The organism is Exiguobacterium sp. CH10 (genome assembly GCF_018617635.1).
GTDB classification, from domain to species: Bacteria; Bacillota; Bacilli; order Exiguobacteriales; family Exiguobacteriaceae; genus Exiguobacterium; species Exiguobacterium aestuarii_A.
The window spans coordinates 719,887-741,382 of sequence record NZ_JACSKO010000001.1 but is presented as its reverse complement, the minus strand read 5'-3'; the positions used below and the strand labels follow the sequence as shown (position 1 = coordinate 741,382).

Genomic DNA, 21,496 nt, shown 5'->3' with positions numbered 1-21,496 from the left:
CGGCGGGTTTTAGTCATACCTTGAATTGTCGAATCAACGAATCGAGTTCTTCCATCTTTTGTTGCGATTGTTCGGTCGCTCGGTTCAATTCAGCGAAGCGATCGACGGACATCGTCACTTTTTCAGCAATCTCCTGAGTCCCAAGCGCCCCATTGTTGACGGTCGTTGCCACGTCTTGAATGACACCGATCATGTTCGACGTCAATAGTTCAAGCTCACCCGCAGCAGCGGCAAACTCGGTCGCCGTCGTCTCGAAACGTCCCGCGTCCTCGCTATATTGGCCGGCTGCTTCCTCGAGTTGATCATAGTCTTTCAACACGTTCGTATCGAGGAAGTGAAGCATCTGACCTGAGCTCTCATTCAAATGATCAACCGAATGGAGGACCGTCGTCGAGATGGCCTGGATGCGTTCTACGGTCGCCCGGCTCGTCTCGGCGAGTTTTCGAATCTCGTCAGCGACCACGGCGAATCCACGACCGGCCTCACCGGCACGCGCTGCCTCAATGGAAGCATTGAGGGAAAGAAGGTTCGTTTGAGCAGCGATGTCGAGAATATCGTTCGTGAGGGTTGCAATTTCACGGACGGCTTTGGCATCTTGCATCGCTTTCTCTAAGTTCGTGCGTGTCGATTGCAGAACGCTGATGGCGTTCTCCTTCGCTTCCACCGCATGCGACTTCAGAGAGAGGGCGCGTTCATCAATCTGTTTGGCTTCGACTTTTCGCTCATCAGCCATTGTCACGATATGATGAATCGTCCGTTCCATATCCGATGCAGACGCGTTCATCTCTTGCGCGCTCGCGGCCGTCTGTTGCATGCCGGCGGTCAAGTCTTCGGTCGTAGCCGCAGTCGTCGTCATATACGTATCGAGTTCTTTCAATTCGTCATACATATGGGTTGATTGTTTCGTCACGCCTGTTGTCACATCGTTCACTTGCAAAATCAACTGACGCAAGTTGGCGATGAACTGATTGAAGTCGCGGGCAAGTCCTGCGAACTCGTCACGACGTTTCACGGGAATCGACGTCGTCAAATCGCCTTCGCTCGTTGCGAGTTCGTGCATCTTCGTCTTGAACTCTTTGAGTGGTTCAAAGATCGAACGGAAGATGAAGAGCATCATGAGAACCGTCATGACAGCAGCGACCCCGAGAACGATGAGAAGTGTCAGCTGAACCTGTTCAAACATCTTAGCCGCAGCAGCTGTGTCCGTTTGAATTTCTTCACGGTTCAAGTTGACGAGAAGACCGAGAGCGTTCGAAAGGGTATCCGCGCTTTCGGTAGCCGTATCACGAATATATTCTTCCGCAGCTCCTTCACCTTCTTCATTTGAAATCCGGATGAGTTCGGTCATGACGGTCTGGAAGTCGTTCCAGTTCGCACTGGCTTCATCAAAAAGTTGTTGGTCCTCTTCCATAATAATCGTCGCTTCATAGCCATCCATCCGCTGTTCTAAAATCGCAACGGACGCTTGAATGTCCCGCTCGATATTTTGTTTCGTCACCGCATCGTCGACGAGAGCGTGACGAATGAGGTGGCGTCGAATTTCGAGCAATTGTTTATCGACTTGATGGATTTGGTCCATCCCCGGTACCCAGGAGACGGTCATATCTTCTTGAGCCGCTTTTGAGGCGTTCAAGGCATACCAAGAGTAACCGCTTACACCGAGAAGTAAAACGAACATGATGCTGAAAGCGGTGATCAGTTTATTTCGGATTGACATATGATTCCTCCTTAATGAATCGTTTCTATACATAAGCATAATCAGAATCTGCTGCCGACCGTATAGCTGATTTTGAAAGAGGGTCAATATTCGGGGAGGATTCCCCTAGTTTGATAAAAATGAGACAATTTAGAACGAGATAGATTTCCTTTTTTGTCTTATGAAAAAGTGGTATGATAATGAACGATGTATTGAAAACTGTTGGAGGTGGGAATTTTGGCTCGTATTACAGAAGCTGAAGTTCGGCACGTCGCCGGACTTGCCCGACTTGCGATCACGGATGAAGAAGTGACGCACTTCACGGAGCAATTGACAAAAATTCTCGAGTTTGCCGAGCAACTCGATGAGCTGGATACAACGGGCGTCGAACCGACGACCCATGCCCTAGATTTGAAAAACGTACTACGCAAAGACGAGGTTCGTCCATCGCTTCCACGTGAGGAAGTCGAACGGATGGCACCTGACTGGGAGAACGGCCAAGTCCGTGTCCCTGCGGTCTTTGAGTAAGGAGGCCTTTCATGAGTTTATTTGACCACGGTGTAGCGAAGTTGCACACGCTATTAAAAGAAGGCGAAGTCACGGTCACGGACCTCGTCAAAGAGTCGTTCGACCGCATCGAAGCGACAGATGACAAAATTGGTGCGTTTTTGACACTCAATGAAGATGCGTTCGAGCAAGCGAAACGCATGGACGAGCTCGCCAAAATATCAGACGACCCGCTCTTCGGGATGCCAATCGGTGTGAAAGACAACATCGTCACAAAAGGGATGCGCACAACATGTGCCTCGACGTTCCTCGAGAACTTCGTCCCGGCCCACGATGCGACAGTCGTCGAGCGTCTTCATGACGCTGGTGCCGTCACAATCGGGAAGTTGAACATGGACGAGTTTGCAATGGGTTCATCGAACGAGAACTCGGCGTTCAAACCGGTCCGTAACCCATGGGACCCGACACGTGTACCAGGAGGTTCTTCAGGCGGTTCAGCGGCATCGGTCGCAGCTGGACAAGTCCTCTTTAGCCTCGGTTCGGATACGGGTGGTTCGATTCGTCAACCAGCCGCGTATTGCGGTGTCGTCGGGATGAAACCGACATACGGTCTCGTCTCACGCTTCGGCCTCGTTGCCTTCGCGTCTTCACTTGACCAAATCGGTCCGCTCACGCGTACCGTTGAAGACAATGCTTACTTATTGAATACGATTGCGGGACACTGTGACATGGATTCGACGTCAGCCGAGGTCGAGGTGCCGGACTATACGGCAGCGCTCAACCAAGATTTGACGGGGATGAAGTTCGCCCTCCCAGAAGAGTTCATGGCAGAAGGCGTCGCGCCTGGTGTCCGCGAACAGATTGAAAAAGCGATTGAGACGCTCAAGTCTCTCGGTGCGACGATTGAGACGGTATCGATTCCGTCCGTGAAGTACGCGCTCTCGGCTTACTACTTGCTCGCCTCATCGGAAGCCTCTTCGAACTTGGCTCGTTTCGACGGTATCCGTTACGGACGTCGTGCCGAAGCGGACACGCTCGACGAAGTGTTCACGTATTCGCGTGAACAAGGTTTCGGTGACGAGGTCAAACGCCGGATCATGCTTGGGACATATGCGCTCAGCTCTGGTTATTACGATGCGTTCTATAAGAAAGCACAACAAGTTCGTACCCTCATGAAGCAGGACTTCGCGAAAGTGTTCGAAGAGTATGATGCCATCGTTGGACCAACAGCTCCGACGACAGCGTTCAAACTCGGCGAACAGCTCGACGATCCGCTCACGATGTATGCGAACGATATCATGACGATTCCGGTCAACTTGGTCGGTATCCCGGCGATCTCGGTCCCGGCAGGTCTTTCAGAAGGTCTTCCGGTCGGTCTTCAAATTATCGGGAACTACTTTGATGAATCAACACTTTACCGCGTGGCCCATGCTTTTGAACAAGCAAACGGCGGTTTCAAGATGCCACAGCTCTAAGGAGGACGTACGATGAACTTTGAAACGATCATCGGGATCGAGGTGCACGCCGAGCTGAGCACGAAGTCGAAGATTTGGTGTGGCTGCTCACGCACTTACGGTGCCGAAACGAATACACAGACGTGTCCGATTTGTCTCGGACACCCGGGCGTCTTGCCTAAATTGAACGAAGAAGCGGTCAACCTCGCCATCAAAGCGGCGATGGCACTCAACTGTGAGATCGCGACAGATACAAAATTTGACCGTAAAAACTACTTCTACCCAGACACGCCAAAAGCGTACCAAATCTCGCAGTTTGACAAGCCAATCGGTTCAAACGGCCACGTCGACGTCGAAGTCGATGGCGAGATGAAACGATTCCGCATCGAGCGCGTACACTTGGAAGAAGATGCTGGGAAGATGAACCACACGGGCGAGAAGCATTCGGTCGTCGACTTCAACCGGACCGGCTCACCGCTCATCGAGATTGTCAGTGAAGCAGATATGCGTTCACCAAAAGATGCGGTCGCGTACCTCGAACGTTTGAAAGAAGTCCTTTCGTTCGCTGGCGTCTCGGACGTCAAGATGGAAGAAGGGTCGCTTCGTTGTGACTGTAACATCTCGGTCCGTCCATTCGGGCAAGAGAAGTTCGGCACGAAGACAGAGCTCAAGAACTTGAACTCGTTCTCGAACGTCTTGAAGGCACTCGACTTCGAAGAGACGCGTCATCGCAAATTGCTTCTCTCAGGTGGCGTCATGCGTCAAGAGACGCTCCGCTACGATGAGGCAGCGAAAAAGACGATTCTCATGCGTGTCAAAGAAGGGGCAGCGGACTACCGCTACTTCCCAGAACCGGACCTCGTCCGTCTCGAAATCGATGAGGCGTGGAAAGAGCGCATTCGCGCGACGATTCCAGAGATGCCGGCAGCACGTCGTGAACGCTACATGAGCCAATACGGTCTCTCGGCATACGACGCGAAAGCCCTCACGTCGACGCGTGAGTTCTCGGACTTCTTCGAAGCGACGACAGCGGCTGGAGCTGAACCGAAGGCAGCAGCGAACTGGCTCATGGGTGAAGTACTCGGTCACTTGAACAAGTCGAATGAAACGGTCGAAACGATGAAGTTGACGCCAGAAGCACTCGCAGAACTCATCCGCTTGATCGCGGAAGGGACGATTTCATCGAAGATTGCGAAGCGTGTCTTCACAGCGATGATGGAAGAGGGCGCAGAGCCGAAAGCGTATGTCGAAGCGAACGGTCTCGCCCAAATCTCGGACGAGAACTTGCTCCGCGGCTACATCCTCGAATTGTTCGAGGCACACCCGCAAATGATCGAAGACTTCAAGAACGGGAAAGACCGTGCGAAAGGCTTCATCATCGGGCAAATCATGAAACAGACGAAAGGGATGGCGAACCCGGCACTCCTCGATGGCTTGTTCCACGAAGAGATCGCAAAACGCTAAGCAGGCGGCGAGACACTTGTGTCTCGCTTTTCGCTCGAGTTGAGCACAGGGGAGAGAATCAATATGCAACGGAAACGTGCGCGGGTCATTTATAACCCGACATCTGGTAAAGAAGTGATCAAACGGGAACTCCCGTACATTTTGAACCGCCTCGAGGATGCGGGTTATGAGACGTCGACGTATGCGACGAAAGCGATTGGTGATGCCACGCTCGAAGCAAAACGGGCCTCAGCGGCCGAGTTCGACCTCATCATCGCCGCAGGTGGAGACGGGACATTGAATGAAGTCATCTCAGGGCTCGCACCGCTTGAGAATCGTCCGACGATCGGTCTCATTCCGGTCGGGACGACGAACGACTTTGCCCGGGCGATGCGGATTCCACTGAGCGTCGTCGGCGCACTCGATGTCATTTGTGACGGGTTCGAGATGCCGGTCGACCTCGGAGAAATCGAAGGCGAGAAAGGTGACATCCACTATTTCATCAATATCGCCGGCGGTGGAATCATGACCGAGCTCTCGTATGAAGTGCCATCGAAGCTGAAGACGGCACTCGGACAGCTCGCGTATTACGTGAAGGGAATGGAGAAACTGCCACTCATCAAACCGACGTACATCGAACTCGAGCACGATGAAGGGACATTCCAAGGCGAAGTCATGGTCTTCCTCACATCGAACTCGAATTCGGTCGGTGGATTTGAAAAAATCTCACCGCACGCGTCGTTGAATGACGGGTTGTTCGACTTATTTATCCTTCGGAAATGTAACTTGTTTGAATTCATCCATGTCGTCCGTCTTCTCCTCCGAGGGGAACATTTGTCGAGCTCGCTCGTCGAACATGTGAAGACGAGCCGCGTCAAGATGAAGACGACCGAGCCAATGAGTCTGAACATCGACGGGGAGTATGGCGGGGAGTGTACAGGTGAGATGCGGAACTTATTCCGTCACTTGACGGTGCTCGCACCGAACGCCCGGATCCGCGAGATGGAAGAGTTAAATGCACAATATGAACGCGAACAGATGATCAAGCAATTGTTCAATGTTTCGCTCGATAAAGCAGAGTGAAAAGATAGGAATGACGACATCAGTCATTCCTATTTGTAATGGAAGGAGCATTCGTATGCTACCAGTGAAAAAGAATGATCGTCTCGATGTCCACGTCCACGACTTGACCCATGAAGGAGCGGGTGTGGCACGTGTCGATGGCTATACGCTATTCGTCCCGAACGCGTTGCCAGGAGAGACGGTCGAAATCGTCGTGACGAAGACGAACAAGCAGTATGGGTTCGCCCGATTGTTGAACGTGAAAGAAGCGAGTGCCGACCGCGTCGAGCCGCCTTGCCCAATCTTTTATCAGTGTGGCGGCTGCCAGCTACAACACTTCAGCTATGAAGGACAACTTCGCCAGAAACGGGAACGCGTCGTCGATGCGCTGAAGCGTCTCGGTCAGTTCGATGTGCCGGTCCATGACACGATTGGGATGCCAGAACCTTGGCGCTACCGCAACAAGGCACAAGTCCCGTTCAAACAAGAAGGGGACCGTCTCGTCTCGGGCTTCTATCGCCCTCGTTCGCATGACATCGTCGAGATGAGCGAATGTTTGATTCAAGATGAGCGTAATGACAAGGCGATCCAAGTCGTCCGTGATGTATTGGACGCACGAGGCGTGCCAGCGTATGACGAGAAGACAGGACGTGGGGTGATCCGTCACGTCATGGCCCGTTACGGGTACCATTCAGGTGAACTCATGATCGTCCTCATCACGAAGACGACGAAGTTAAAAGGCGTGAATGAGATTGTCGCGGATATCGTCGAGCGTCTCCCTGACGTGACGTCGATCATGCAAAACGTTAACCCGGATAAGACGAACGTCATCCTCGGGGCGACGAACAAGTTGCTCTACGGCCATGAGACGATTGAGGACAAAATCGCAGGACTCACGTTCACGATTTCCCCGCACTCGTTCTTCCAAGTCAACCCGGTCCAAACGGAGAAGCTATACGGGAAAGCACTGGAGTACGCACAGTTGTCAGGTACAGAACAGGTCGTCGATGCGTATTGTGGCATCGGGACGATCAGTCTCTTCCTCGCCCGGAAAGCGGCGCACGTTTACGGTGTCGAAGTTGTACCGGAAGCGATTGAGGATGCGAAACAAAATGCGCTCGTCAATGAGATGGATAACGTGACGTACGCATGTGGAGCGGCCGAAGATGTGCTCCCACAGTGGAAGAAAGACGGTGTGAACCCAGACGTGATCGTCGTCGACCCGCCACGTAAAGGATGTGCCGAGTCGTTCCTCGAGACGATGGTCGAAATGGGACCGAAGCGAATCGTATACGTCTCTTGTAACGTCGCGACACAAGCGCGTGATATGCGTTACCTCGCCGACCGTGGGTATCGCTTGATGGAAGTGACGCCGGTTGACATGTTCCCGCATACGGCGCATGTGGAGACGGTGGCATGGATGGAGAAAGTAGAATAAGATGAATGTATGATGTATGATGCCTTCGATTGATTCAATCGGGGGCTTTTTTTGCAAACAGCCGAAAGGGGAGTCGGAGATGGGGAAGATTATTGTTCTGGAACATTTGACATTGGACGGTGTCATTCAAGCACCGGGTGGAAAAGAAGAGGACGTGAGCGGGGATTTCATGCATGGAGGATGGACAGAGTCGTTTTCGAGTCAAGAGCTCGGCATTTGGATTCGAACGCAGATGCACAGTGAGTTTGATCTGTTACTTGGTCGAAAAACATATGATCAGTGGGCGAGTTATTGGCCAAAACATGATGACATTTGGCCGGAAGCCAACCGTGCAGTGAAGTATGTAGTTACGCGGCAATCAGAGGATGCACGATGGAAATCAACGACGTTTCTGACAGAACCAGTCGAAGCGTTGAAACGACTCAAACAAGAGGACGGACCGGATTTACATGTATGGGGTAGCAGTGAACTCGTCCATACATTACTTGCAAACAATCTCATCGATGAATACCGATTGATCATGTATCCGATTATCATTGGTTCCGGAAAACGTCTTTTCCCAGATGGAAACATCTTGCCACTTCAACTTGATGTAGTCGAGCAACAGCTGATGCCGAACGGAGTCAGTATCGTCCGCTACGAACGTATTCAACAAGATGGAGAGGGGCTATGAGAATCGAGCAGCACCTCGAGATGACCCTTTCAGAATCGATGGATATGGAGCTGATTGAGCTCTTACAACACGCGTTCCCATCCATTTATCCGAATCGTCGCTATTTCAAGCAATTGCCCCATCTTCGGCTCATTGCGTATGAGGATCAACGAATCATTGGGCAAGTCGGATTAGATTTTCGTGTGATGAATATGGATGGAGCTCCGATTCACGTGCTCGGCATCATCGATTTATGTGTGAGGGAAGAAGTTCGGGGACGTGGCGTTGGACGGGCGCTAATGGAAAAAGTCATTGCGCTCGGGGAAGAGTACCCAATCGATTTTCTCTTGTTATTCGCAGATCGACTAGACCTTTACGAACGGATCGGGTTTCAAAAGGTATCGAATACATGCACATGGCTTCAAATCAATGACGAGAATCAAACGACACGCGGGATTGGGGAGGCGTCATTCGAAGAATTGATGGTTCGATCGGTCGGGGATAAGCGATGGACGGACGGGAAGCTTGATTTGCTCGGATATTTATATTAGGAGGATCTAGATGAATCTTGAACAAGTGTCAGAAATGTATGAGGCGTATGCACAAAAAATTGGTGACCGGAAACAAGTGTACGAAACGATTGCAAGCATCTTCGACGTGAAGCGGGCGCTATATCCTGGAAGTCACGTCGATATCGCGCCGTCCCTTATCATCCCTCACGTCATCTATATCGACAGTTTCAAAGGGACGATTCGGTTCTTCAAGAACCTCGAAATGGTACAGGAATTGGTGAATGAAAGAAAGGAATATGATGAGCCGTGTACCATTGAATTCTTTGGTCAAGACTATACACAGCCGCTTGACATCGAACCGGTCGATTTGATCATCTCGCAATATGCTGGATTTGTGGGTCAGGCGACGAAGGACTATTTGAAGCCGGGCGGCATCTTGCTCTGCAATGATAGTCACGGGGACGCGACGTTGGCACGATTTGATGAGACGTTCGAATTGATTGCGGTCATGAGTAGTACGAATAAAATCGCTCAGACGGGACTCGACAAATATTTCCAATTGCCAAAAGGGAAAGACGTCGATATCACAGAAGTGAAGAAGACGATGAAAGGTCCTCGATATACGAAACAAGTGGAGAATTACGTATTTCAGAAACGATAGTAAAAGGAGTGAATCCAAGATGGTCCACTCCTTTTACGAAAAGTAATCATTCACATGCCCAGCCGTCGTTGTCACGATCCATCTTAGATTGATAGGCTGGATGATCGGAAGACACGCCACCTGGATAGGTTCCGCGTAAATCTGTACAGTTTTGGAAATTCTCAGAGGGTTGTGACGTTTGAGTATTCGATTTGGTCGATTCCGAAGCTTGTGCTTGTTGTTCAAGTTCCTGTTTTACTTCTGCGATGGCTGCTGCCGACTTCTCTTGCTCTTCTTTTCGAACCGAAGCAACTTCTTCCTCTAATTGTTGCGCAGCTTCTTCTTTTACGCGTTTCAACTCACTTTCGAACTCTTCACGTAATTTTGTTTCGGCTTCTGCTAGTTTCTGATTCGTTGATTCTTTAGCATCCGTTAATTGTTGACGTAAGTCTTCGTTTTCAGACAAATAAGAATTCAGTTGATTTTGTAATTTTTCCTTCTCAGAATTGGCGGAACTCAATTTTTCCTCAATGAGCGATAAATCTTGCTCATATTGTTCCATTGAAATCGTCTCTTCGAAACTACATGAAGCTAATAGAAGAACGGAAGAAAGGACTGAGAAAATGATGAAGAAGCGAGGGGAAAGTCGTGATTGCTGAACGTAATTGCTCAAAATAAAAGTTGTCACAATAAGTAAAACTATTAGGAATAGCCCGACTAACAAAATATTTTCCATACCATATCCTCCTTTCTCTTATAGATATCCAAAACAACCCACTTATTTATATTTATTTTACCAATTTTTAAATTGATAAACGGAATGAATGAAGTATGTTTTCAATTGATTATTGTTTTTTCAATTCATTGCTGATTATGGGATGTACATAAGGAAGGTGAGAAGTGAAATATCACGAAGAAGATAAATATACAAAGGAGGAATTCGATGAAACAATATACGATTCGAAACCGAAACGTCCCGATTTCCCTGCATGACGCTGTCATCACGGAAGCGACCGTGATGGGTTCGATGATCCGTCTCGTATTTGCAGATGGAATCCGTGATTTGTTCAAGAAAGAAATGGTGTGGACAGGACGTGCCACCGTGACAATTTTGAATGTAGATCGAGATTCTTCTTCACTTACACGATTTAATGAATCGACTTATACTATGTGTCCGATTGAACAGTTGAGTCACTTTGTAAAACGTGGACGGTTCGAGATTGTCGATGAGTTGTATGGTTACCGCCAGCTGTTGTTCCGCTGCATATGGTTGACGGATACGACATGTGAGACGGTGGAGTTGAATCTCTCCCATGCAAGCGAGCTCGTCATCCAATGGGAAGACGAACCCGTGGAAGAAATGTATGAATCTGAATCACTTTAAAGAAAGCGTAAGTCCAACATGCTGAGCGACTGCTCTCGCGACGTCTTGTTTTGATTGAGAATCCGTTACAATTTTTTCTGCATGGATGTCAGATTCGAATGCGGATTGGCAGCGGTCGATTTGAGATTTTCCCAAGAGTTGAACCACTCGAATCGTTTATTCAATCGTTTCACGAGTGTCCGTCGATTCGCTTCGAGAATGATATGTCGTACATCGACGCCTTCCCGTTGAAGCCGTCCGATGACTTCATCTACATACGTTGCGTCAACGAGTGTCATCGGAACGAGGATGACCCCATCAAAGGACGTTGCGATTTTCAAAAGCATTTGATAATTGAACTTTCGCCATTCCGGGTGATGTTGAAAATCGGGTTGCTGAAGGCTCTCCGGTAATTGATCCCGAATAAAAAATCCAGCCTGCTCCGGGTCATAGAGAAATGCGTTCGGCAGTTGTTTCTGAAGTATATTAGCACATGTGGTTTTGCCTGAACCGAAAGCGCCGTTGATCCACAAAATCATTGTCATCATCCTTTCGTGCTTATATTCTCTACGATTGCAATGGAGTCCTATAAAAAACACCCCATAGTAACGGAATTCGAATTCCATCTACTATGGGGTGTTGTCATGCTGTCTTTGGATTAGGCGATTCTGTTTCACGTAATGCATCGACTCGCTTGTATTCTTCGGTATCGGTCCAGAGCTCGTCTTTCAACGGGTTGAGACGTCGTTTAACAATACGTGACACTTGCATGACGGCGAGCACGACGTTGAGGACAAGACTGATGAGTGCGAGTGTCCAGTTCGCTGCTGGATTATACGAGACACTCACGTTGAACGTACTGCCGACCGCAAAGAAATAAGGGAAGGTCATGACCCACATCATCCAAATCGATAGTGTCTGGGCACGGTTTTGCATCCATGTCCCTTTCGCCCAAAGAAGAGCAGGAATCGTTGCGGCAATGTTCAAAGCGAAGCCGGAATAGAATGCATTGCCCGGTGCACAAGAGTAGACATAAGAGATGTTCCAAATGCCATAGGCGATGATCCACAGTTTCGTCTGGTCCGGCCAAATCATATCGACTCGTTTACCGGACGTCGCGAAGATACCGAACCATCCGCAAATCGTGAGGATGTTCAAAATCCCGGCGAAGGCGTTGATATAGTTCCAACCACCGGAGATGTAAGTCATTCCATCGACGACTCCATCAAATCCCATGAAGCCGACTTGAAACTCCCGAATGACGGCCTCCATGATATTGATGGCAAGAATAGCCGGGACGAGTACTAAATACCATGGATGTTTCTTATGGTAGTTTGTGAAGCGGATGACCATGTAGATGAGTGCGCCGGCGAGTGCCGAGTACACCTTCACCCAGTGGAACCAGGATGTAATTTCGGAATCGACGACAAACAACCAAATCGGGGTCAACGCAATCGGTAACGCCATGAACATGAGTTGACTCGCCCGTTTTCCAGAGCGGACGAACTCGTTCAAACCCATTAAAAGACCAAGTACGACGAACCACATGACGACGTTATACCAAGGAATCGACTCGAAGAAAAACATAAAACGACACTCCTTTCAGAAATGAAATGACTAGAAATAAATGCAATGACTAAACATACCGAACGTTCGTTATGTTTATGTGAAAATTGTAACAATGTATTGTAAACGCTGTCAAGGTGAGTTAATAGCTCACAGGGAAGTGTCGAAAGTTCGCCACATCATTATGATATAATGAGCGATGAGAACAGAGGAGGGTGCTAGATGATGATGAACGAAGGGAAGTTAAAAATCTTACAAGCCGCGCGTGAAATCATCGTCGAACAAGGCATCAAAGGCACGACGCTTCGAGGAATCGCAGAGCGAGCCGGATTCAGTACGGGGGCGATTTATCATTACTATACGTCAAAAGAGGCGATTCTATATGACGTGATGGACGAAGGACTCGGAGAGGTCAAACGAATCGAGAGTGTCTCTCATGACGATCAGAAAGAAGCGGCGGTGATTATCCAAGAAATCTACGAAGGCATGCAGGAGCGCCTTCAAAAAGATGCGGAGAGCCGACTCCAGTTTTATCTCGCCCATGAAGCGATGATTGGGAATGAGGACATTCAACAGAAATTCAAAGAGAAGTATGAAGACTGGATCACACGAATTGAGGCAATTTTTGTACGAGCCTATGGTGTCGAACAAGGACCGATGACTCGGGCGGTCGCCACGTGGACGATGGCCGGGATTGACGGAATGGTCCTCCAGACGCTACTTCGGACGGGAACGATCGAATCGGAATACACGAATCGTGTGCTTCATTATTTGTTGACCGAAGGATTCCCACACTTTTTTCAGCTCATTCGTTCGAAAGAAACGGATCATGAGTAATGTCAGTTGATACAATCCGACAGACATAATAGAATAGATGAGTGATTTTGTTGGACTGTATGGATGAAAGGAACTGATTTTACGATGAAAGAAAACTTTTGGCGCGACCTTCCGCGTCCATTCTTTATACTTGCCCCGATGGAAGATGTGACCGATGTCGTCTTCCGCCACGTCGTCGCTCATGCGGGACGCCCGGACGTCTTCTTCACGGAATTTGCGAACTCGGATAGCTATTGCCATCCTGAAGGGAAAGGCAGCCTACGTGGCCGTTTGACATTCACGGAAGACGAGCAGCCGATGGTCGCCCACATCTGGGGAGACAATCCGGAATACTTCCGTCAAATGAGTATCGGGATGGCCGAGATGGGCTATAAAGGACTTGATATTAATATGGGGTGCCCAGTCCCAAACGTTGCAAAACGTGGAAAAGGGAGCGGACTCATTCTCCGTCCGGAAGTCGCGGCTGAGCTCATTCAAGCGGCAAAAGCCGGCGGCATCCCGGTCAGCGTCAAGACGCGTCTCGGTTTCGCGAAGCTCGACGAGTGGCGCGACTGGTTGACGCATCTCTTGAAACAAGACATCGCCAACTTGTCGATTCACTTGCGCACGCGCAACGAGATGAGTAAAGTCGACGCGCACTGGGAGATGATCCCGGATATCGTGAAGTTGCGTGACGAGATTGCACCGGATACGCTCATCACCATCAACGGAGATATCCTCGACCGTCAAATGGGACTCGAGCTCGTTGAGAAGTACGGGGTCGATGGTGTCATGATTGGTCGTGGGATTTTCAAGAACCCGTTCGCGTTCGAAAAAGAGCCACGTGAGCACTCTATGGAAGAACATCTCGATCTATTGCGTTTGCAACTGGACCTTCAAGATAAATTCCAAGAGGACGTGCCACGTTCGATTTCGAACTTGCACCGGTTCTTCAAGATTTATGTTAAAGGATTCCGTGGGGCTAGCGAGCTCCGTCATAACTTGATGGAAACGAAATCGACGGACGAGGTACGAGCGTTGCTTGATGCCTTCGTCGAGAAATATCACGAAGAAGAGGCAGCGCTGGCTGCTGAATAAACGATGAGGTTCAGCGAGAGCTGGACCTTTTTGTATACTGAATGTGAAAGGGTGAGAAACATGATGAATATTCGCAAAGAAAGAGTGGAAGATGAGCGTCGCGTGGAAGAAATTGCGCGGGAAGCGTTTTGGAACTTATATTTCCCGGGATGTCATGAGCATTATGCAATCCATCAACTTCGAAAACATGAAGATTACTTACCCGAATTGTCATGGGTCATCGAGGTAGACGGGGAACTTGCTGGCGGAATCTTCTATTCGAAGTCGAAAATTGTAGATGGAGAGAAATTGGTGGAAACGATCACGTTCGGTCCAGTTTTCATCGGCCCGAAGTATCATCGACAAGGCGTAGGCAGACATCTCATTACGCATTCAATCGAGCATGCGAAATCGCTTGGTTACCGTGCAATCCTGACACTCGGGTATCCATATCATTATGAACCATATGGTTTCGTAGGTGGAAAACGATACGGCATTGCGATGCCGGACGGACAGTATTATAAGGGACTACTTGTACTACCTCTATACGAAGGGGCGCTAGATGGGGTTCAAGGTGTCGCTGTATTTACCGAAGGCTTGGAAGTAGAGGAAGATGAGATAGAGGTGTTTGACGCTACGTTTCCGAAGAAGAAAAAAGAAGTGCTACCAAGTCAACCCGAGTATGAGCTTGCTTCAACTGAACTCGACGAATCATAAAACAATGCCAAAGAAATGATTCTTTGGCATTTTCTCTTGTTTCTTACCTAAATAAAGGATATTTTGGATGTATCGGCTGTTACTACATATTAGGAAATATGCGACAGGGTTGTTTAGAAGAAAAGTAGTGAATTCGCTTTGACATAAAGAATGAATGAGTTATAGATGGGGATGGAAGAGGTGTAGTCGTCAGATTGAGCGGATTGGTAAGGGGGAGCAAGATGGATTCATTAGAATGGAAAGACTGTATGATTTGTTTTGGCTTGATTGCGGGGACGACGCTCGGTGTGATCTTCTCGTTCTTCTTCAATATCGAGTTAGTATATGGGATTGCGAGCGGCGCAATTGTTGGCTATATTGGCGGACTTGCCGTATCGATTTGGAATAAATGACAATTTTATACAAAATGACTATGTGGCAGGATTACCGAAAATCTGTGTAATACACTATGGAGGAGCGGATCAATATGGAACGTACGATTACGGTAAAAGGAACAGGAAATGTCTCGTCTCGACCAGATTTGATTGTGATTCATATGGACCTTGTCACAAAAGCACCACGATATGAAGAGACGATGACTGAGGCAGCAAACGCCGTGGCGCAGCTTCAAAAGGCCATCGTGCGCGCAGGATTTGAAAAGAAGGACCTGAAGACGAGTGATTTTTCGATTGATACGGAGTATGAACGATATCACGATAAACATAATAATTATCGGTCACGCTTTGTCGGTTATGTCTGTAAACAGAAGACGAGACTCGAGTTTCCGCTAGATACGTCCAAACTGTCAGATGCCATCGAACAAATCAGTCAATCCCGGGCGAATCCAGTGCTGTCGATTCGCTTCACGATGAAAGACCCGAACGCGATTGAAGATCAGCTGTTAGTGAACGCTGCAGAAAATGCAAAGAAACGAGCGGAACTTCTCGCAAATGGAGCAGGCGCAACGTTAGGAGACTTGCTTCAGATTGACTACACGTGGGGAGAGATTCACGTATTCTCACCAACGAGCGTCCTCTATAGTCAGGACGTCGTCTATTCCGAATCACGGATGCCAGAAATCGAACCGGATGACATTGATGTGAGCGACACAGCGACGTTCGTATGGAGTTTGAAATGAGGCGACTGACCCTCCTGACTCTTTTCGCATTAACGGTTGCACTTCCTGTATCCGCCCTTTCCTGGGCATATACATTTGTCGTGTTCGACCGAAATGCATATGAAGTGCTTGATACGACGATAGATGAGGATTCGCTCGGTGACGTAATCGGTGAAGTGGATTCAAAAGTCAATGATGAGACAGGGCGCTATTATGGGAATGCCTCAAATGGCTATCCGATTGGGACCGCTTACCGTGAAGTTGTCGGGGAGCCCGTTGAAGACGTCATTGCGGTTGAGGACGGCTCGGAATGGAAGCGGGCGGAATACCGATTCGAAGCACCCTATCACACGCGCGACTTTGTCACGTTCTTCGGCTATATCTTGCTCGTACTTGGCATTATTATGGTGAGTTGGACGCTCTTCAAGCGAAGTTCACTGTACAAAAAAGAAGCATGAACGAACGTTGGAATGGGAAGGGGATAAAGAGACGTTCGGCAAAGGGGGATTCATCATGAATATTTTGATTATTTTTGATTCGTTGTATGGTCATACAGAAAAGATTGCCCATGCGATGCAGGAAGAACTTTCGAAAGAGCATGAGGCGCGCATGGAACATGTGTTGAACATCGGCCTTGGTGACTTGGCGCACGTCGACCTTGTCGTCATCGGTTCACCGACACACGGGGGTTATGAGACGGAGGACATTAAAGTGTTTCTAGACGGAATCTCGGACAATGCGCTTCGCGGGAAGCGGACCGCTGCGTTTGATACGAGTGTCGTCAAAGAAAAACAAAATCCGATTCTCGGTAAAATCATCGACTGGTTCGGTCATGCGGTCAATCGCGTCGAAGGGGAAATGATTGAAAAAGGCGCGACGAACGTTCAAAAAGAATCGTTCTTGGTTGATGGGGAGACGGAGATGCTGAAGGAAGGCGAGCTCGAACGTGCGAAAGCATGGGCACGGGAGTTGGTCGGATAATACGTGAAACGCATTCTGGAATCAGGATGCGTTTTTTTAGTGGAAGCGGAAGAGAAGGCTTAAAAAGCGGGTAAATACATAGTATTCAACTCTTTAGAAAGGGAGCTGTTTGTGATGAGAAAAATGGAACGTGATGTCTTCGTCGGATGGATGGTCGTCTTGCTCGTTATATTGGTGCACTTCCTCATCACCGTCTCTCTCGGAAACTCATACTTTGCCGAGTCCTCACTCAATCGCATGTTGTGGCTCTCGAGTTTTCCGGCATTTCTGATTGCTTTCGTCGCAGCCTTTTTCCAAAAAACGAATACGATTCTCCTAGCGGTTCGTCGTGGATTGTTGTGGACCGTCGAGCTGATTGTCGCGTTCACAGTCCTCGCCTGGGTGTTCCGTTCGTTTGAAGGATTGTATGCGAACGCGGGTCTCTATTGGTTATTCGGTGCCGTCTTGATTGGTCCGATTTTCTACGTGATGGCATTCCGGCGTCAACATACGAAACGGATCCGGACACCTTGACTCGAAACGTCTCCTCTTTCAGGAGGCGTTTTTAGATTGCCGTAGGATGGGAATGGAGTAGAGAGAAAAGAATGGAGGAGAGTGCGATGAGCCAGTATTTTTCATCATCCTATGAAGAGTCGCGGGAAAAATTCATCAATTTGTTGCCGGAGGTGAAACACTTTTATCCGAAAGCGGAGCTGTTGACGCATTCGATTGGGGACGAAAGCATCGACATCATCTTAGGCGAACCGAAACGAGATCGAAAAGCGATGCTTCTCATGACCATCGGGGAACATGGGATTGAAGGATATGCAGGTGCCGCGGTGACGCATCAATTTGTTCAAACACAATTGTCACAACTGCGACATGAAACGACAGGTCTTTGTCTCATCCATGCCGTCAATCCGTGGGGAATGAAACACTTCCGCCGGGTCAACGAGCATAATGTCGATTTGAACCGGAACTATGTCATCAATCGTGAATCTGTCCCATATAACGTGAACCGTGAATATGAACTGATGCGCCATCTCTTCGTACCGGACGGAGTGATTGACGACTACCACGAGGCGCGTGAACAGATTTATTCGTTCCTCGGCTCTGGCATTAAGCTCGATGGCTTCAAAGCGATGAGTGGAGCGAAAGGGATGGGGCAGTATCAATTCCCGAAAGGTGTGTACTATGGGGGAGAAGAAGACGAACCGTCAGCCATCTTCTTGAAAGGGATTCAACATGATCTACTGGAGCGCTACGGAAAAGTGGTCCATCTCGATTGGCATACCGCACTCGGCCCGACAAACGAAGTGACGATGGTCATCAGTAAGCGAGACGGTCGCACCGAAGAAGAGTTGAAACAGGCGTACGGTCTCGACAACGTGAAAGTGTATGACCCAGATGAAGTGCTCGGGGACTCGACGAACCACTTCTACTATGTACGAGACACGGAGTATCCGGACAAGGGACTCGTCTCTGCCCTCTTTGAGTTCGGTACGTTCGGAACGTCGACGAAAGCCTCTATTCGCGAATTTTTGACAATCATTTTAGAGAATCGTCTGTACTTTGAAGGGACGAAAGATCCCGAAGCGCGTAACGGGATTCAAAACGAGTTCATGGCGATGTTTTATCCAGACGACTCGTCTTGGCGGGAAGCGGTGTTACGAGAAGGGGCAAAAGCCATTGAGGGTTACTTAAAAGGAGAATCGCTCTGGCGTGACACATGAGAAGGTTTTTAAGGCTTGGAAACGGGAACAAGTAGGTTGTGAGTATTTACAATCAATTAAAAATGTGGAGGTTGGATGATGGGATATATTACAGCACATGACGGGACAAACTTATATGTGGAGGATGTCGGTTCTGGGGAGCCGATTGTCTTCTTACACGGTTGGCCGGCGAACAACAACATGTTCGAATATCAGAAGAATGCACTCGTTGAGGCAGGCTATCGCTATATCGGAATCGACTTTAGAGGATACGGCAAATCCGATGCGCCGGCGACGGGGTATGACTATGAGACGATGGCATCCGACGTGCATATGGTCGTCTACGGCCTTGGTTTAAAAGACTTCACACTCGTCGGATTCTCGATGGGTGGCGCGATTGCTGTTCGTTACGCGGCCGATTATAAAGAGGATGGCCTTAAAAAGTTAGTGTTGGCAGGAGCAGCGGCACCGATTTTCACACAACGTTCAGACTATCCGTACGGGATGACGACGGATGAAGTCGACGCGTTGATTGACGATACACGAGCCGATCGGCCGAAGATGCTCGAAGGATTCGGGGAAATCTTCTTCGAGAAAGAACATTCGAAACCGATGCAAAATTGGTTCCACCATCTCGCGCTCGTAGCTTCGAGTCACGGAACGATTGCCTCGGCAAAAGCGCTCCGGGACGAAGACCTTCGTGATGCTCTTCCAATGGTTGACGTTGAGACGTTAATCATTCATGGCGTACATGATAAAATCTGCCCATTCGAGTTCGCAGAACAGATGGAACAAGGCATTCCGAACGCCCGCATTGAACGTTTTGAAGAGAGCGGGCACGGGACAGTTCTCGATGAACGAGAGAAATTTAACGATACACTGTTGCAGTTTGTTCAATAATCTTTGGCCTCCTCATGGGGGCCTTTTGTGTGTCTGGACGGATAAGTTCCAACTAAAACGGGTATAAATCAATTGGAGTTCCCTTCCAAATCTTTTGAAGCACCGAAACATCGCTGTGACAAGAATCACGATGTTTTTTTGTGTCGTTTAGGAGAAAGGGGATGATTAGAGAGAATAGGAACATGGATTTAGTTCAACCTGTCTTACCATTCATGGTACAATAGCGGGGTGGATTAACAGATTGAGGAGAGATTTAAATGAACATCGCTTTCTTTTTATATCCGAAAGAAGACGTCAAATATTTGGACCCCGAATCAACGGTACGACAAGCACTTGAAAAGATGAAACATCATCGATTCACGTCTGTCCCACTCGTTTCGGAAAACGGATTTTACGCCGGGACGATGACAGAGGGGGATTTACTCTGGGCACTCGCAGAACAGCTTCGCGGGGAAGAAGACTATGAAAAAGTGCTCCGGACACGTCTAAAAGACATCAAGCAACGCGTTCGCTATAAGCCGGTATCGATTACGGCCCAAATCGAAGAACTCGTCGATGCAATCACGGATCAAAACTTCGTGCCGGTCGTCGATGACGGCAAATACTTCATCGGCATCATCCGACGCCGCGACATCATCGAGTATTACTCGTCAAAGTTGAAACAACTGGAGAATGAAGTCCGATAACGAACAAGCCAGAACCGAATCACGGTTCTGGCTTGTTTTACGTTTCTTTCTGCTTTGTTTTCAAGAACGGAAGTGGGGCAATCATTGCGATGAAATAAATCAAGGTAATCACGAGTAAGAGTATGATTGCCGGTAAATAGGGTGCGATGAGTGGGATGACGAGTAGGACAGCGAGGACCACAAGTCGCTTCCAAGACACATCAAAAAACAGGCGATTGAAGTAAATGACACCATATCCAAACAAGACGATGGCGACATACAACGTGATCCGATGTGCCAAATCGAGTGTCTGCATCGGATCATGTACGATGGTGATCTTGACGACGGCGAGTAAGATGATGCCGAGGAACATCGAAAGATGCGACCAATAGAACCCGGCCTTGGCTGTCTGATCTCTTTTATCCGTATGCATGTCTTGAAAACGATTCTCTCTTGCTTCATCGTCCTTTACGTAGGAGTACCAAAGCAGAACGGTCAGCATAAGGGCAAGAATCATTGTCAGAACGACATCAGAGGTTAAATCTTCATCAATCGCAGCTCGACCGGTCGACGCAATCGTTTCGCCAAGAGCGATGACGAGAATCAAATAATGACGCTCAAGGAAGTGCCAGGAGGACACTTCAAACTGCCCTCTGTTTTTCTGTACAAGAGGACCTAATACCGCAACGATCGCGACAATTCCCCATACAATCAGGCGTACGTTCCCTTCAAACAGCGAAGCGACGAGGATGATGATGCTAAATGAGACATTGTACGGTACGATGGCAAGCATCGCTTTTTTCGTATCCTCATTACTGTGCAATAAAAATAGCGTCGAATGCACGGCGACAATCACTAAAAAGCCAAGCCCGAAAATGAAGCCATCTTGATCATATGCTTTTGGGATGGCGACAGAAATGAGCATAAACCCAATCATCCCTAGCGTCATGAAGATTTGATGGTTCCTTCTTGTCAGTTTGGTCGTATTCGTCAACCAAATATACCCTTCAAAGATGTACCAAATGAGGGCCATGAGGACGAGAACTTCTAAAAACGTATGAACACTCAAATGATGTTCGAGTTTCAATGTGAGTTGAATGAACGTAAATACAAATACCAAGTCAAAAAACAGTTCAATCTTTTCTACCTTTTCATGATGAGAGGGCATGAGAGGACTCCTTTTCATAGATTCCTTTTTATTTACCCGTCCGATTCACAAA

General features: G+C 48.5%; 25 protein-coding genes. 20 read left to right on the top strand and 5 right to left on the bottom strand.

Going from position 1 to position 21,496, the window contains the following annotated elements; all coding sequences use genetic code 11:
• Nucleotides 1-13: 13 nt before the first annotated feature.
• Nucleotides 14-1,717: a methyl-accepting chemotaxis protein gene (locus KNP04_RS03850; RefSeq protein WP_214874709.1), complete on the bottom strand. Its 1,704-nt coding sequence runs from the start codon at nucleotides 1,715-1,717 to the stop codon at nucleotides 14-16.
• Between the two features lie 216 nt (nucleotides 1,718-1,933).
• Here KNP04_RS03850 and gatC point away from each other — a divergent pair, with 216 nt between their 5' ends.
• The 8 genes from gatC (at nucleotide 1,934) to KNP04_RS03810 (ending at nucleotide 9,425) form a co-directional block, all read left to right on the top strand.
• Entirely contained in the window at nucleotides 1,934-2,224 is a 291-nt protein-coding gene (gatC, locus tag KNP04_RS03845) for an Asp-tRNA(Asn)/Glu-tRNA(Gln) amidotransferase subunit GatC (protein ID WP_012727041.1), read from the top strand.
• A gap of 11 nt (nucleotides 2,225-2,235) precedes the next feature.
• Nucleotides 2,236-3,678, top strand: a complete 1,443-nt coding sequence (gene gatA / locus KNP04_RS03840; protein ID WP_214874708.1) for an Asp-tRNA(Asn)/Glu-tRNA(Gln) amidotransferase subunit GatA — start codon at nucleotides 2,236-2,238, stop codon at nucleotides 3,676-3,678.
• 12 nt (nucleotides 3,679-3,690) lie between these two features.
• A complete protein-coding gene (gatB, locus tag KNP04_RS03835) occupies nucleotides 3,691-5,121 on the top strand; it encodes an Asp-tRNA(Asn)/Glu-tRNA(Gln) amidotransferase subunit GatB (protein WP_214745758.1) in 1,431 nt (476 codons plus the stop codon).
• Nucleotides 5,122-5,184: 63 nt separating this feature from the next.
• Nucleotides 5,185-6,183, top strand: coding sequence for a diacylglycerol kinase (locus KNP04_RS03830; protein ID WP_214693815.1), 999 nt, complete (start codon nucleotides 5,185-5,187; stop codon nucleotides 6,181-6,183).
• Nucleotides 6,184-6,238: 55 nt separating this feature from the next.
• Nucleotides 6,239-7,600: a 23S rRNA (uracil(1939)-C(5))-methyltransferase RlmD gene (gene rlmD / locus KNP04_RS03825; RefSeq protein WP_214874707.1), complete on the top strand. Its 1,362-nt coding sequence runs from the start codon at nucleotides 6,239-6,241 to the stop codon at nucleotides 7,598-7,600.
• A gap of 79 nt (nucleotides 7,601-7,679) precedes the next feature.
• Nucleotides 7,680-8,273, top strand: a complete 594-nt coding sequence (locus KNP04_RS03820) for a dihydrofolate reductase family protein (protein ID WP_214874706.1) — start codon at nucleotides 7,680-7,682, stop codon at nucleotides 8,271-8,273.
• A complete protein-coding gene (locus KNP04_RS03815; protein ID WP_214874705.1) occupies nucleotides 8,270-8,803 on the top strand; it encodes a GNAT family N-acetyltransferase in 534 nt (177 codons plus the stop codon). The genes KNP04_RS03820 and KNP04_RS03815 overlap by 4 nt, the downstream gene beginning before the upstream one ends.
• A gap of 10 nt (nucleotides 8,804-8,813) precedes the next feature.
• On the top strand, nucleotides 8,814-9,425 hold the full coding sequence (locus KNP04_RS03810) for a hypothetical protein (RefSeq protein WP_214874704.1): 612 nt from the start codon (nucleotides 8,814-8,816) through the stop codon (nucleotides 9,423-9,425).
• 46 nt (nucleotides 9,426-9,471) lie between these two features.
• Here the strand turns inward: KNP04_RS03810 and KNP04_RS03805 are convergent, their stop codons facing one another.
• Entirely contained in the window at nucleotides 9,472-10,140 is a 669-nt protein-coding gene (locus KNP04_RS03805; protein ID WP_214874703.1) for an excalibur calcium-binding domain-containing protein, read from the bottom strand.
• 207 nt (nucleotides 10,141-10,347) lie between these two features.
• On the opposite strand from KNP04_RS03805, the gene KNP04_RS03800 reads away from it, so the two are divergent.
• Complete coding sequence (locus KNP04_RS03800; protein WP_214874702.1) at nucleotides 10,348-10,788, top strand: hypothetical protein; 441 nt, start codon at nucleotides 10,348-10,350, stop codon at nucleotides 10,786-10,788.
• Between the two features lie 65 nt (nucleotides 10,789-10,853).
• On the opposite strand, the gene KNP04_RS03795 is transcribed toward KNP04_RS03800, so the two are convergent.
• Both KNP04_RS03795 and KNP04_RS03790 read right to left on the bottom strand, forming a co-directional pair.
• Entirely contained in the window at nucleotides 10,854-11,306 is a 453-nt protein-coding gene (locus KNP04_RS03795) for an AAA family ATPase (protein WP_251129821.1), read from the bottom strand.
• A 103-nt stretch (nucleotides 11,307-11,409) separates the two neighbouring features.
• Nucleotides 11,410-12,354 carry a DUF5692 family protein gene (locus KNP04_RS03790; RefSeq protein WP_214745784.1) on the bottom strand — a complete coding sequence of 315 codons (945 nt, stop codon included), beginning with the start codon at nucleotides 12,352-12,354 and terminating at the stop codon, nucleotides 11,410-11,412.
• 201 nt (nucleotides 12,355-12,555) lie between these two features.
• On the opposite strand from KNP04_RS03790, the gene KNP04_RS03785 reads away from it, so the two are divergent.
• The 11 genes from KNP04_RS03785 to KNP04_RS03735 all read left to right on the top strand — a co-directional run bounded on the left by KNP04_RS03785 (nucleotide 12,556) and on the right by KNP04_RS03735 (nucleotide 20,297).
• Nucleotides 12,556-13,170, top strand: a complete 615-nt coding sequence (locus KNP04_RS03785; protein WP_214874701.1) for a TetR/AcrR family transcriptional regulator — start codon at nucleotides 12,556-12,558, stop codon at nucleotides 13,168-13,170.
• Nucleotides 13,171-13,254: 84 nt separating this feature from the next.
• Nucleotides 13,255-14,247: a tRNA dihydrouridine synthase gene (locus KNP04_RS03780; RefSeq protein WP_012727027.1), complete on the top strand. Its 993-nt coding sequence runs from the start codon at nucleotides 13,255-13,257 to the stop codon at nucleotides 14,245-14,247.
• A gap of 63 nt (nucleotides 14,248-14,310) precedes the next feature.
• Complete coding sequence (locus tag KNP04_RS03775; protein ID WP_214874700.1) at nucleotides 14,311-14,943, top strand: GNAT family N-acetyltransferase; 633 nt, start codon at nucleotides 14,311-14,313, stop codon at nucleotides 14,941-14,943.
• A 221-nt stretch (nucleotides 14,944-15,164) separates the two neighbouring features.
• Nucleotides 15,165-15,335 carry a hypothetical protein gene (locus KNP04_RS03770; RefSeq protein ID WP_214874699.1) on the top strand — a complete coding sequence of 57 codons (171 nt, stop codon included), beginning with the start codon at nucleotides 15,165-15,167 and terminating at the stop codon, nucleotides 15,333-15,335.
• 74 nt (nucleotides 15,336-15,409) lie between these two features.
• Nucleotides 15,410-16,060, top strand: a complete 651-nt coding sequence (locus tag KNP04_RS03765; protein ID WP_214874698.1) for an SIMPL domain-containing protein — start codon at nucleotides 15,410-15,412, stop codon at nucleotides 16,058-16,060.
• Nucleotides 16,045-16,497 carry a hypothetical protein gene (locus tag KNP04_RS03760; RefSeq protein WP_251129820.1) on the top strand — a complete coding sequence of 151 codons (453 nt, stop codon included), beginning with the start codon at nucleotides 16,045-16,047 and terminating at the stop codon, nucleotides 16,495-16,497. The genes KNP04_RS03765 and KNP04_RS03760 overlap by 16 nt, the downstream gene beginning before the upstream one ends.
• Nucleotides 16,498-16,552: 55 nt before the next feature.
• Nucleotides 16,553-17,020, top strand: coding sequence for a flavodoxin family protein (locus tag KNP04_RS03755; RefSeq protein ID WP_214874697.1), 468 nt, complete (start codon nucleotides 16,553-16,555; stop codon nucleotides 17,018-17,020).
• Nucleotides 17,021-17,134: 114 nt separating this feature from the next.
• Entirely contained in the window at nucleotides 17,135-17,533 is a 399-nt protein-coding gene (locus KNP04_RS03750; protein WP_214874696.1) for a hypothetical protein, read from the top strand.
• A gap of 86 nt (nucleotides 17,534-17,619) precedes the next feature.
• Nucleotides 17,620-18,732 (top strand): M14 family metallopeptidase, encoded by a 1,113-nt coding sequence (locus KNP04_RS03745; protein ID WP_214874695.1) that lies wholly within the window; start codon nucleotides 17,620-17,622, stop codon nucleotides 18,730-18,732.
• A gap of 75 nt (nucleotides 18,733-18,807) precedes the next feature.
• Complete coding sequence (locus KNP04_RS03740) at nucleotides 18,808-19,611, top strand: alpha/beta fold hydrolase (RefSeq protein ID WP_214874694.1); 804 nt, start codon at nucleotides 18,808-18,810, stop codon at nucleotides 19,609-19,611.
• Nucleotides 19,612-19,868: 257 nt separating this feature from the next.
• Nucleotides 19,869-20,297 (top strand): CBS domain-containing protein, encoded by a 429-nt coding sequence (locus tag KNP04_RS03735; RefSeq protein ID WP_074033810.1) that lies wholly within the window; start codon nucleotides 19,869-19,871, stop codon nucleotides 20,295-20,297.
• A gap of 37 nt (nucleotides 20,298-20,334) precedes the next feature.
• Here the strand turns inward: KNP04_RS03735 and KNP04_RS03730 are convergent, their stop codons facing one another.
• Nucleotides 20,335-21,444: a low temperature requirement protein A gene (locus tag KNP04_RS03730; RefSeq protein ID WP_285801205.1), complete on the bottom strand. Its 1,110-nt coding sequence runs from the start codon at nucleotides 21,442-21,444 to the stop codon at nucleotides 20,335-20,337.
• Nucleotides 21,445-21,496: the final 52 nt, after the last annotated feature.